The organism is uncultured Maribacter sp. (assembly GCF_963977385.1).
Taxonomy (GTDB): Bacteria; Bacteroidota; Bacteroidia; order Flavobacteriales; family Flavobacteriaceae; genus Maribacter.
In genome coordinates, this window is record NZ_CAXBOU010000019.1 from 44388 (window position 1) to 57384 (window position 12997).

14 protein-coding genes are annotated in these 12997 nt (G+C 33.6%); 8 read left to right on the forward strand and 6 right to left on the reverse strand.

The features are described 5' to 3' along the window. The first annotated feature begins 4 nt into the window (after positions 1–4). The 5 genes from AAC084_RS17605 (at position 5) to AAC084_RS17625 (ending at position 4638) form a co-directional block, all read left to right on the forward strand. The gene (locus AAC084_RS17605; RefSeq protein WP_339841556.1) at positions 5–631 is read left to right on the forward strand and encodes a phosphoribosylanthranilate isomerase; all 627 of its coding nucleotides are present in this window, start codon (positions 5–7) and stop codon (positions 629–631) included. Continuing rightward, positions 628–1812, forward strand: coding sequence for a tryptophan synthase subunit beta (gene trpB, locus AAC084_RS17610; RefSeq protein WP_339841557.1), 1185 nt, complete (start codon positions 628–630; stop codon positions 1810–1812). Before AAC084_RS17605 ends, trpB begins: the two co-directional genes overlap by 4 nt. 4 nt (positions 1813–1816) lie before the next feature. Beyond that, entirely contained in the window at positions 1817–2581 is a 765-nt protein-coding gene (gene trpA / locus AAC084_RS17615) for a tryptophan synthase subunit alpha (protein WP_339841558.1), read from the forward strand. A gap of 1 nt (position 2582) precedes the next feature. Next, entirely contained in the window at positions 2583–2813 is a 231-nt protein-coding gene (locus AAC084_RS17620) for a hypothetical protein (RefSeq protein WP_339841559.1), read from the forward strand. 331 nt (positions 2814–3144) lie between these two features. After that, positions 3145–4638 (forward strand): M20/M25/M40 family metallo-hydrolase, encoded by a 1494-nt coding sequence (locus AAC084_RS17625; RefSeq protein WP_339841560.1) that lies wholly within the window; start codon positions 3145–3147, stop codon positions 4636–4638. A gap of 74 nt (positions 4639–4712) precedes the next feature. On the opposite strand, the gene AAC084_RS17630 is transcribed toward AAC084_RS17625, so the two are convergent. Next, positions 4713–7259: a phosphoenolpyruvate carboxylase gene (locus AAC084_RS17630; protein ID WP_339841561.1), complete on the reverse strand. Its 2547-nt coding sequence runs from the start codon at positions 7257–7259 to the stop codon at positions 4713–4715. Between the two features lie 292 nt (positions 7260–7551). After that, positions 7552–8220, reverse strand: a complete 669-nt coding sequence (locus tag AAC084_RS17635) for a uracil-DNA glycosylase family protein (RefSeq protein WP_339841562.1) — start codon at positions 8218–8220, stop codon at positions 7552–7554. Between the two features lie 82 nt (positions 8221–8302). On the opposite strand from AAC084_RS17635, the gene AAC084_RS17640 reads away from it, so the two are divergent. Next, positions 8303–8431 (forward strand): 30S ribosomal protein THX, encoded by a 129-nt coding sequence (locus AAC084_RS17640; RefSeq protein ID WP_073247302.1) that lies wholly within the window; start codon positions 8303–8305, stop codon positions 8429–8431. Between the two features lie 3 nt (positions 8432–8434). Here the strand turns inward: AAC084_RS17640 and AAC084_RS17645 are convergent, their stop codons facing one another. From AAC084_RS17645 to AAC084_RS17660, 4 genes are all read right to left on the reverse strand, one after another. Then, entirely contained in the window at positions 8435–8800 is a 366-nt protein-coding gene (locus AAC084_RS17645) for a hypothetical protein (protein ID WP_339841563.1), read from the reverse strand. Positions 8801–8847: 47 nt separating this feature from the next. After that, on the reverse strand, positions 8848–9609 hold the full coding sequence (gene yaaA, locus AAC084_RS17650) for a peroxide stress protein YaaA (protein WP_339841564.1): 762 nt from the start codon (positions 9607–9609) through the stop codon (positions 8848–8850). Positions 9610–9702: 93 nt separating this feature from the next. After that, the gene (locus tag AAC084_RS17655) at positions 9703–10731 is read right to left on the reverse strand and encodes an RluA family pseudouridine synthase (protein ID WP_339841565.1); all 1029 of its coding nucleotides are present in this window, start codon (positions 10729–10731) and stop codon (positions 9703–9705) included. Beyond that, positions 10732–11322 (reverse strand): PASTA domain-containing protein, encoded by a 591-nt coding sequence (locus AAC084_RS17660; protein ID WP_339841566.1) that lies wholly within the window; start codon positions 11320–11322, stop codon positions 10732–10734. A 172-nt stretch (positions 11323–11494) separates the two neighbouring features. Between AAC084_RS17660 and AAC084_RS17665 the strand changes: the two genes are divergently transcribed. Continuing rightward, complete coding sequence (locus AAC084_RS17665; RefSeq protein WP_339841567.1) at positions 11495–12469, forward strand: D-alanine--D-alanine ligase; 975 nt, start codon at positions 11495–11497, stop codon at positions 12467–12469. Positions 12470–12500: 31 nt separating this feature from the next. Then, positions 12501–12953 carry a pantetheine-phosphate adenylyltransferase gene (gene coaD, locus AAC084_RS17670; RefSeq protein ID WP_339841568.1) on the forward strand — a complete coding sequence of 151 codons (453 nt, stop codon included), beginning with the start codon at positions 12501–12503 and terminating at the stop codon, positions 12951–12953. Positions 12954–12997 lie beyond the last annotated feature (44 nt).

A 12997-nucleotide genomic window follows, 5' to 3' on the forward strand; every position in this document is an offset into this window, starting at 1 on the left:
AAATATGAAACTGAAGGTCTGCGGAATGAAACTAAATACGGCTGAAGTTGCACAATTGCGACCAGACTACCTTGGTTTTATTTTCTGGGAAAATTCGTCTAGATTCTTTGAGGGAGAAATTCCTGACCTTCCTCATAACATTAATAAAATAGGCGTTTTTGTTGATGCAGAGCCTAATTATATCATTGAAAAAGTTAAGAAACATCAGTTACAAGGGTTGCAATTACACGGCCATGAAAGTCCAGAATACTGTTCTAAAATAGCTGCTGAATTAAAAAAAATAAACCAAAAAGTAGATATCATTAAAGTCTTCTCTATCAAAGAAGAGTTCGATTTTAATGCTTTGATTCCTTACGAGAATGTATGTGACTATTACCTTTTTGATACCAAAGGAAAATTACCCGGCGGCAATGGTTATACTTTTGCCTGGTCTGTTTTAAAAAAATATACTTCTACCAAACCTTATTTTTTAAGTGGTGGTATTGGTTTGAATAACCTGGATAACATAAATGAGTTTATAAAATTACCTGAATCAAAATACTGCTACGCAATTGATGTTAACAGTAAATTTGAAACAGTACCAGGATTAAAAAAAATTGAAGAATTACAACTATTTAAAAAAGCACTATGAATTATAATGCCGATGAAAAAGGATATTATGGGGAATTTGGCGGTGCCTTTATTCCAGAAATGTTATATCCCAATGTTGAGGAACTGCGTGCCAATTATCTTAAAATTATGCATGAGGATTCTTTTCAAAAAGAATTTGACCAGCTATTAAAAGATTATGTTGGCAGACCATCTCCATTATATTTTGCCAAACGTCTTTCTGAAAAGTACGGTTGTAAAATATATCTTAAACGAGAAGACCTCAACCATACAGGGGCGCATAAGGTAAACAATACTATTGGTCAAATTCTAATGGCTCAAAGATTAGGTAAAACTAGAATTATTGCAGAAACAGGTGCTGGTCAACATGGTGTTGCTACCGCAACAGTTTGTGCTTTAATGGGACTAGAATGTATAGTTTATATGGGTGAGATTGATATTGCTCGCCAAGCCCCCAATGTAGCCCGAATGAAAATGTTGGGAGCAGAGGTTAGACCTGCAAAATCTGGAAGTAGAACTTTGAAAGATGCTACAAACGAAGCGATTAGAGATTGGATTAACAATCCTGTAGATACACACTACATAATAGGATCTGCGATTGGGCCACACCCCTACCCAGATATGGTTACACGTTTTCAGTCTGTTATATCCGAAGAAATAAAATGGCAACTAAAAGAAAAAGAAGGTCGTGAAAACCCTGATTATGTAGTAGCATGTATTGGCGGTGGCAGTAATGCTGCTGGAACATATTATCACTTTTTACATGAGCCTGAAGTTGGTATTATCGCTGTTGAAGCTGCGGGTAAAGGAATTAATTCCGGAGAAAGCGCAGCAACTTCAGCTCTTGGCAAAGTGGGTATAATTCATGGTTGCAAAACCATGTTGATGCAAACTACTGACGGTCAAATTACAGAACCCTACTCTATTTCTGCTGGTTTAGATTACCCAGGTGTAGGACCAATGCATTCTCATTTATACAAATCTGGTCGTGCAGAATTTTACTCCGCCACCGATGATGAAGCCATGGCAGCAGGGTTAGAACTTTCTCAACTCGAAGGTATAATACCGGCCATTGAGACCGGACATGCATTTGCGATTTTTGCCCACAAAAAATTTAAGAAAGATGATGTTGTTGTAATAAGCCTTTCTGGTCGTGGTGATAAAGATTTGAACACTTATATAGATTATTTTAAGCTAGCATAACAAGATGAGTAATAGAATAAATAATAGATTACAAGAAGATAAAAAACTTCTTTCCATATACTTCACTGCAGGTTACCCAGTACTAAATGATACCGTTCAAATCATACAAGATTTAGAAAAGAGTGGTGTTGACATGATTGAGATAGGCTTACCATTCAGTGACCCTTTAGCAGATGGCCCAACTATTCAAGAAAGTTCAACAACTGCACTGAAGAATGGTATGTCTACAGAAATACTCTTTAACCAATTGAAAGATATTCGTAAATCGGTATCTATCCCATTAATAATTATGGGATACTTCAACCCGATGCTTCAATATGGCGTTGAGGCATTTTGCAGAAAATGTCAAGAAATTGGTATCGACGGACTCATTATGCCAGATCTACCCTTAGATGTTTATCAAGCAGATTATGAAGCTATATTTAAAAAATACGGACTTGTAAATGTGTTTTTAATTACGCCACAAACAAGTGATGAACGTATTCTACAAATAGACGAAGCTTCTAACGGATTCATCTATATGGTAAGTTCAGCAAGTGTAACAGGTTCAAAATCAGGATTTGGAAAAGAACAAGAAAACTATTTCGAACGAATTGCATCACTGAATTTAAAGAATCCTCAGATTGTAGGTTTTGGTATCAAAGATGCAGAGACTTTTCAACAAGCCACAAAAACTGCAAAAGGAGCCATTATAGGCTCTGCTTTTATTAAGCATTTAACGGCTCACGGAATTTCCAAAATAGCCAACTTCATTAATCAAATACGTTAGTTTGAAAGAGTTCTTAAACAATTGGAAACTGATATTACTTTTATGCCTTACCTTGGGTATGGCACCTTTTTTTCCGGAGCCACATCTTTATGGAAAATTAAAATGGATAATTGGAGGTGCACAAGAAATGCAATTTATGGATTGGTTTGACGTACTATTACATGGCTTTCCATTTGTACTTCTGATTCGATTAATAATTATGAAATTCTTCAAACCAAATAGCATTACATAGAATTAATTCGTTAGATATTGTTATTTTAATTCTAGTTTAAACGTGTTTTAGAAGTTTGTAATTCGTCTTAAAAGAAATTAGTGCACTATATCTATTCTCTACAGAACAAAGGATTCTAAGTTTTTTTAAATTCTTTAAAATAAGATATAGCTATATTATACAACTTTTGCATTTATAATACTGCTTAATATTTCATAACAAACTGACCTTGTTTCAGTAACATCTATTATAATCATGTAACACTAGAAACCTTAACATATGTAGTGGTTCATTTCGAATTGAATTCCCTTCATTTTCATTACTTTTAAAGAATATATCTACGAAAGCATTCATGAAAAAATCACTTTCCTTCCTATTCCTTTTATCAATTTGTTTTAGTTACTCCCAAGATTCCGTTTTAATAAAATCTAAGGTAGCTAATTCTATAAGTGAGTTAAGAGACTTTGTTGCATTACCAAATGATGCATTGAATGCAGATGATATTGATTCTAATCTATACTGGCTTAGAAAAAAGTTTACCGAAAGAGGATTTAATAGTTCTATTTTAGACACTGAAGGTTTACCCCTATTTTTCGCCGCACTACCAGTAGACGATAGTAAGCCTACTATTTTATTTTATATGCATTTGGATGGACAATCTGTTGATCCTTCAAAATGGGACCAACCAGACCCTTACAAAGTAGTTTTGAAATCAAAAACAGATGATGGCTGGAAAACGGAAGCATTTTCTGATTTAACTGATGATATCAATTATGATTGGCGACTTTTCGGTAGATCAACTTCAGATGATAAAGGTCCTATCGTAATGTTCTTAAACGCTATTGATATCCTAAGAAAAGAAAATGTTGATATTCCTTACAATGTAAAAGTTATTTTAGATAGTGAAGAGGAAAGAAGTAGTGCTCCTTTACCAAAAGCAGTACGCACCTATAAAGATTTACTTAAAGCAGATTTTTTAATCATTAATGATGGGCCTGTACATGTTTCAGAAAAACCAACTATAGTTTATGGCTGTAGAGGAATTACTACGTTGTCATTGACCACTTACGGTCCTCTAAAACCTCAACATAGTGGTCATTATGGTAATTACGCACCAAACCCTGGGTTTCAATTAGCTCAATTATTAGCTACCATGAAAGATAGTGATGGTAAAGTACTGATAAAGGGGTATTATGACGGAATCACTTTAGATGAGGCTACTCTTGAAATATTAAAGAGCGTACCTGATAATGCGGAGGAAATCAATTCTAATTTAGCCATTTCCACTCCTGAAAAAGTAGGTAGTTTTTATCAAGAAGCGCTACAATACCCTTCTTTGAATATTAGAGGATTAGGTTCTGCTTGGATCGGTGATCAAGCAAGGACAATTGTTCCTGCTACGGCTACGGCAGAATTAGATTTGAGATTGGTACCTGAATCTGATGGCAACCGTCTAAAGACTTTAGTAAAAGACCATATTAAAAAACAAGGGTATCACGTCATGAATACCGTACCTACGAAAGAGGAACGTATGAAGTATAACCACATCGTTACCATTGTAGAAGGTTCAGTAACCGATGCTTTTCGCACAGATTTAAATAATCCGTTTGGTAATTCTATTGTAAAAACAATGGAGAATAAATTTGGTGAAAAACCGGTGCAAATTAGAATTATGGGGGGTACAGTTCCTATTTCACCATTTATAAACGAATTAAAAATACCAGCATTTATTGTTCCAATGGTAAATCCTGATAACAATCAACACAGTCCGAATGAGAACTTAAAAATTGGACAGATTGCCTATGGTATTCAACTTTTCTATGCTTTGTTGAGCACACCGAACTAGAACTTTTCATTATTATTCAATAAAACAAAAAAGGGACCAAATTGGTCCCTTTTTAAATTCTACTTTTAGAAGAATTATGCTGAATTTCTACTGGCATTAATATTACCATATAAAGAACGAGTTACAATTTTCTCATACAATTCTTTGAACTCGGTTCCTTCGCCTATTCTTTGTAGCGCATATTGCTGTATAACCAGTAATGGTAGAACAATGTTCTCACGTATCTTAATAGACTCTCTAGAGATTGCTTCTTTCTCCATTAAAATTTCCATTCCAGATAATTTCAACAACATTGCTTTTGATAATTTATACTCTGCATGTAGTATTTCCCAAAATGCTCCGTATTCTTCATTCTCTTTCATATAACTCGTCAATTCAAAATAACATTTAGAAAGACTCATCATACTATTCATCATTAAGGCCTGAAAGAAAGGTACTTCTTCATATAATTTCTTTGCTTCCTCAAATCTACCATCATCTTCCAACGTTTTTAAAGCGGTACCAATACCATAGTAACCTGGTACATTTTGCTTTAATTGACTCCAAGATCCTACGAATGAAATGGCACGTAAATCTGACAACTCTAATTTAGCTTTATTACCTCGCTTACCTGGTCTACTACCTATATTAGCTTTCGTATAATACTTTAGTGTACTCATATTCTCTAAATACGGCATAAACTTATCGTGATGTTTTAAATCATCATATTTCTTAAAGCTTAATTCAGACAACTCTCCAACTAACTTTCTATCCGATTCAGAAATGGAAATTTCCTTTCCTAAAATAGTATTTGACAACCCTGCAGTCAATAATTGTTCACTATTATATATGAATTGTTCTTTTGTACCATAAGTACTAGTAATCGTTTGACCCTGAATAGTAAGTTGAATTTCGTTATTCGCAACTTCTTTGGTCTGTGCTGCATAAAAACGATGTGTTTTACCACCACCTCTCGCTGGCGGTCCTCCCCTACCATCAAAGAAAATAGCCGCAATGTCATTTTCACCACATACGGCAGAAAGCTCTTCTTTTGTTTTTAAGATAGACCAATTCGCTTTTAAATAACCTCCATCTTTGGTTCCGTCAGAGAAACCTAACATTATAGTCTGCTTGTTGTTTCTATTTTCTAAATGATTTCTGTATTCTACCAAGTCGAACAAAAATCGCATTGTATCTTGAGCGCTGTCCATACCCTTCATGGTTTCAAATAAAGGAACTATATCAAACGTTATTTTCTTATCTGCCCAACCACACCATCTAAAAAGGGCATAAACAAATAAGATGGAGAAAATATCTTCAGAATTACTAATGATATACCTATTACAACCTTCCTCTCCGTTCTTGTCCTGAATAGTCTGCAACTGAAGAATATTCTTAATTGTATCCTTTACAATTTCTTCTTCATAGTCATTCGGATCCAATTGTAAATTTTCGTGAAGTAAAATACCAATCAGCTTTTCTTCAGAAAGTTCACTAAGGTCTTCCTTAATAAATTCTTTCTTTTTTAATACTTCTACAATAACCTTGGTATGCATACTATGGTCTTGACGAATATCTATTGTGGCAAAATGCACTTTAAAAATTTTCACTTTGTCGATAAAGCGATCTAAATCACTCAAATAAAGACTCTGATATTTTTCTATTAAGATTCGTCTAATTTCCTCTAAAGGAACAATTAAATCCTCGTATCCAATATCTTTTAAACTATCGAACATTGCGCTATATAAATTAGAGCGTAATTTTTGCAACGGCTCTTGAACATCCTTAAACGTAAGTTTATGTAAAAGGCTCTTTAACTCGTTATAATAACATTTCATTAATGTTAAACGAAGCTCGTTCATTACATCTCTTGTTATATCTGCTGTAACAAACGGATTACCATCACGATCACCACCTGGCCAAAATCCTAATTTAACGATATCGTGATTCTCAAAAGTTTTAGAACCAACACTACCTTTTATATACGCATACATGTCACCAATAGCATCATAATATACATGTCTTAGTGTATATATAATATTCTTCGCTTCATCCAATGGTGTTGGTTTCTTAGCATTTATTAACGAGGTAAGCCCCAATTGTTGCAACCCTACATCTATCTCATCAATTTTATCTTCTAAAATCAATGTTCTTAGGTTGGTGATAATATCTAAAACAGCAGGAGTATAAAACTGTGTTGGGTGTGCTGTTAGTACTATTCTAGCACTAAAGGTGCTTAGCTTATCCCAAATAGTATCCCATGAATTATTTTTTTCAACCAACTGAAAATAATCTTTCAACGACAATGAACTAGAATGCTTTTGTAGTTTTGGGAATGCAGCATCTTCAACACTATCATATAGTACTACTTGTCGCTCAACATATTGTATGATGCGAAACATAAAATCTATCTGCTCTTTTTCTGATTTTATTTCCACAAAATTCTCGAAAAAGTTCTCTAGAATTTCCTTCGGATTAAGACCGTTACTTAAACCTTTTTCTGATTGGTTCAGCAATAACGGAATTAACATACCTACATTCTCAATATTCTTGTAAGGTAAATTAAGGAATAGACTGTTATAGACGTTAAATTTATTTTGGACAGATTTTTTAAATTCCGCCAACCTTTCTTGTTGTTGCATATTTCAAAAACTTTAAGCCATACCATTATGGCAAACTTGCTAAATTTCGAATATAAATATCGCTATTCCAAGAGAATCTATAGAATCATTTGCACGAAATATCATTTTACTAGAGGGATACCACAAAATAGTGCGTATTGACAACAAATATTCCAAAATACAGACAAAGCTATCTACATTTACAATATAATAAAGTAAATAAAATTTTCATTTTCATATAGTGTTCTCGTAAAAGAGTCTTGTTCTAAAACAGGACTCTTTTTAGTTTTAAGAAGTTTTAGAAACAATATGATTAGAAAAATTCTCTATACTGTAGCACCCTAAAATCTAACGTGTTGAATTTTGGATTTTCACGCTTCATCATCTTATAACTTTCAAGACTACCTACGGCCCTATTTGCAGCTCCAGAAGGTGCTATAAGAGAAATAGTCTTTATGTTTTTCTTTGTAGCAGGATGTATAAATTCATGAACTCTAGGTGCAGTATCTGAAACATTCACCAAAGAGACGCTATGCTCTTTCAAGTGTTTTCTGAAAAAATATTCAGGTCCGTTTTTACTATTTCCTCCAGTAAAAAGAAGTGTCTTTACTTTCGGGAACTGCTTTAAGTAATCTAGCACATTTCGTAAAGTGATATTATGCATTCCTATATCAGAAGCATCTATTTTCTCACGCTCAGCAGATGCTACAATATCACAAATACCAATATGTCTTTGTTTTAAAAATGCTTTTCGTTCTTCAATGGCTTCATCGGTAGTATCAAATTTTAGGTTCAGGTTAAATATTTTATCTAGAATTAGCCACAATTGACCGTCTTTACTACCATAACAAAAATTTACATCACCTTGCTTTAAATCACCTGTAGTAAATCGAGGTGGCGGCAAAGTACCTACGATTAGTTTTTCAGTGTTATCGTCAATAAATGGTTCATAGGGGTGGGTGTGAAAAAATACTTTTTTCATTATAGGTTTATTCTCTTTGTTCTTTATAACGACAATTCATTTCTAAATTACTAACTTTAAGTGAAAGCAAAGAAAACGAGTTATGGGTAAAGGAGACAAAAAGTCGAAAAAAGGAAAAATATCAAACAATTCTTATGGAGCAAGAAGACCTCGAAAAATCAAAAAGAGACCTACGATTGAGGAGAAAATAAAAATCAGCAAAAAAAAATAAGGCTTACTCGTCTATTCTAAAGTTGAGATCTATTTGGTTTTCTTCATCTATAGTAATCTCATAGGTATAAAAACCTATTGGTAAAGAATCTGAAGCAACCTCAGTAGGAAAATAATTTAAACTTGTTGAATCTGTAAGTATGGTAAGAGTAGCGTTTGCATAAGCCGTTTCAAACTCCATATATTCAGAAAATTTACCAGCTTCGATATTTTCGTATATGGTATCATTTTGTGCAATACGAACTTCGCTGAAAAATTGACTTGTACTGTTCTGAATACGAATATTCACCATATTAACATTATCATCTCTATCAGTACAAGAGAAGAATAAACCTATGCAAAAAATAGAAAGTACTAAAACCCGTTTCATATGCGCTATTTAAGTATACCTAATAACGTAGAAGCGTTCATTATATTTTATCTAATAAATACGGGTTCATTTTGTTTTATGGTATGCTCTTGACTGAATTCGTAATCATCCAAATTAAAACATTTAATATCTTCTAACGTATTCGCATTAGAATCTATAATATAACGCACCATCGAGCCCCTTGCCTTTTTCGCGAAAAAACTAATGATTTTTAATTTATCATTCTTCCAGTCTTTAAATATGGGAGTAATTATATCTGCCTTTATATTTTTTGGCTGTAATGCACTGTAATATTCATTACTTGCCAAATTCACAAGTAACTCCCCTTCATCCATTTCATCATTCAAATATTCGGTAAGTCTATTACCCCAATATTCGTAGAGGTTTTTCTTTCGCCCCACTTTCAATGAAGTACCCATTTCTAGTCGATAAGGCTGCATTAAATCTAGTGGTTTTAATATGCCATACTGACCAGATAATATTCGAAGTATTTTCTGTAGACGTTCTATTTTATCTTCAGATAAAGTATATGCATCTAAACCTTGATACACATCGCCATTGAAAGCATATATCGCCTGCCTAGAGTTTTCAGGTGTAAACGGAGTTTCAAAATCTTGATTTCGTTGCCAATTCAACTGAGCCAAATTATCTGAAATAGACATCAATTCAGACAAAGCTTTAGGCTTTTTCTTAGCCAAAAGCTTATTCAGCTTTTCAGCGTCCTCTATAAACTCTGGAGTTGTATATAAAGTCGTTGGAAGTTCACTTTCGTAATCCAACGATTTAGCCGGTGAAATAACAATTTTCATAATGCAAATTTTAAGTAGACCCAAAAATAAAAAGGAATTACAGGAAGACCTACAAAAGATAAAAAAGAGTTTAAATAGTACTATCGAAGAATCCTATTCCGTACTGCTTTTACTGTAATTACGCCACTTTTCTATTGCACTCGTCATATCTTCTGGCACTTCTGAGTCAAAACTCATTTTTTCACCTGTTACAGGGTGAATAAAGCCTAAAGTCTTAGCATGTAATGCTTGTCTTGGCAATAATTTAAAAGTATTGTCGACAAATTGCTTGTACTTGGTAAATGTAGTTCCCTTTAAAATTTTATCGCCACCATATCGTTCGTCATTGAACAATGTGTGACCTATATACTTCATGTGTACACGAATTTGATGTGTTCTACCTGTTTCCAATTTACAAGAAACCAAGGTTACATACCCTAATCGCTCTAATACTTTAAAATGAGTAACCGCTTCTTTGCCATCTTCCCCTTCAGGGAAAACATGCATTTGCAATCGATTCTTAGGATTTCGACCTACATTACCGACAACAGTACCTTCATCTTCTTCAATATTCCCCCAAACTAAAGCTATGTATTCACGTTCAGAAGTCTTGTCAAAAAATTGTTTTGCCAAATGAGTCATGGCAGCTTCAGTTTTGGCCACTACTAATAACCCAGAAGTATCCTTATCTATTCGATGAACCAAACCTGGTCTTTCATTGCTATTTGCCGGTAAATTATCTGTATGAAAAATTAATGCATTAATCAAAGTACCTGAATAATTACCGTGACCTGGGTGCACTACCATACCCGCAGGCTTATTGACTATCAATAAAACATCGTCCTCATAAACAATATCTAAAGGAATATCTTCAGGAACTAAAAGAAATTCATGTGGTGGGTGCTCGAATAACACTTTTACTTCATCACCTGCTTTAACCTTATAGTTAGATTTTACGATCTCATCATTAACCCAAACATGACCTTCTTTAGCTGATTGTTGAATTTTATTTCTAGTAGCATTTTCAATGAAGTTCATCAAAAACTTATCTACTCTTAACGGCACTTGTCCTTTAGAGGCTACAAAGCGGTAATGTTCAAAAAGTTCACCATCTTCATTCTCCGGTTGCTCTATATTCTCCATTTATTGTTCTGATTCAGCTTTTATAATGGCACGTTCAGTAATAGAACCATTACCACAAATCAATTCTATTTTTGATGTTTTAGGCAGTTTATCTCCAGGCTTAATATACTTTCCTTTAAATTTTAATTGATACACCATGTCTTTACCTAATTCATCTACATAAGTTACACGTTGTACATCTAACCCTACTGCCTTCAACATTGAAGAAGCATTCCGTTTCGTTACTTGAATAATTTTAGGCACAGTAACCTTTTTATATCCTGATGGGTTAACGGTTAAATATATTTTTCTATTGGTCTTTACTTTGGCACCCGCCGAAGGATTTTGTTCGATAATTGAAAACCTAGGATAATCTGGATTATAGTTTGCAGAATCTAAGACCTCATATCTTAGCCCAGCTTCTTCTATTGATTTTCGCATATCCATGACAGATTTTTTAGAAAAGTCTGGCACTTCAACAAATTCACCATGATTTGTGGTACTGCTAAGATATCTCAATACAAGAAATACAGTAACCACCAATACCAATAACGCAAGACCTAATTGAATAAAAAATGTCTTACTTTTTAAAAAATTGAAAAAATTCCTCATACTTATTATTTGACCCGACAAATATAGTAAATGCCCTCATACCATTTAGCTGCTTCGGTTTATAGTTACTTGAATACCAAAAACAAAAATGTTTGTATGAATGCTCATAGTTTTCTTTTTTATTTTACATCAATACTTCATCTTTGCCCTAACTTTTATATAGACCATACGTATGAAAAAAAATATAGCAATTATAATGGGCGGTTATTCTAGCGAATATAAAATTTCGCTTAAGAGTGGTAATGTGGTCTATAACTACCTTAATAAAGATAAATTCAACCTATTTAGAATACATATTTTTAAAAATAAATGGGTTTATGTTGATGATACCGATAACGAAACCCAGATTGACCGTAATGATTTTTCTATCCCCATAAATAAAGGCTCAATAAAGTTTGATTGTGTATTTAACGCTATTCATGGTTCACCTGGTGAAGATGGACTCATGCAAGCTTATTTTGAGTTATTAGGAATACCACATACATCTTGTGGCTTTTACCAAGCAGCGCTTACTTTCAACAAAAGAGATTTACTAAGTGTACTGAAACCCTATGGCATTAAATCAGCACCTTCATATTATTTGAATAGGGGCGATGAAATAAATGAGACTGATATTATTAATACAGTAAAACTACCTTGTTTTGTGAAAGCAAATAAATCTGGTAGTAGTTATGGTATTACTAAAGTGTATAAAAAGGAAGAATTAAAAAGTGCCATAGAAACAGCCTATAAAGAAGATGATGAAATAATCATAGAAGGCTTTCTTGAGGGTACTGAAGTTTCTGTAGGTGTTTTAAAACTAAAAGGCAAAACTACAGTATTCCCCATTACTGAAATTGTTACTGAAAATGATTTCTTTGATTATGAGGCTAAATACGAAGGCAAATCACAAGAAATTACACCTGCAAGAATTAATAAAGTTAAGCTAGAAAAAGTAACGGCCGTAGCTGAAAAAATATATGATATTCTAAAGATGACCGGTTTTTCTAGAAGTGAATTCATATTTATTGGAGACGAACCTTTCTTACTAGAAATGAATACGACACCCGGCTTAACTACAGCAAGTATATTACCGCAACAAGCTAAAGCAGCTGGTATTGAACTAGGTATGCTATTTGAACACGCCATAACAGAGGCATTGTCTTAAAATACCTATATTTAAAAAGTAAAACCTATCTATGAGACGCGCAATTTTCCCTGGCTCCTTCGACCCTTTAACCTTAGGCCATCACGATATAATCATGAGAGGTATAACTCTATTTGACGAGATAATCATTGCTATAGGAAAGAACGCTGACAAGAAATATATGTTCAGTTTAGAAAAGCGTATGCAATTTATTGAAGAGGCATTTAAAGACGAACCTTCAATTAAAGTGAAAACATACCAAGGGTTAACAGTAGATTTTTGTAAGAAAGAGGATGCAAATTTTATTTTGAGAGGTCTTAGAAATCCTGGAGATTTTGAATTTGAGAAAGCAATTGCACATACAAACAGAAAATTATCAGAAATAGAAACCGTGTTTTTATTGACCTCGTCAGGCAAATCATATATAAGCTCATCTATTGTGAGAGACGTAATTCGAAACAATGGGGACTACACAGGCTTAGTACCCGATTCTGTAAGAAAATAAATTTTCAAGGGAATTTCACAACACAATATTCCTTTTCTACAACA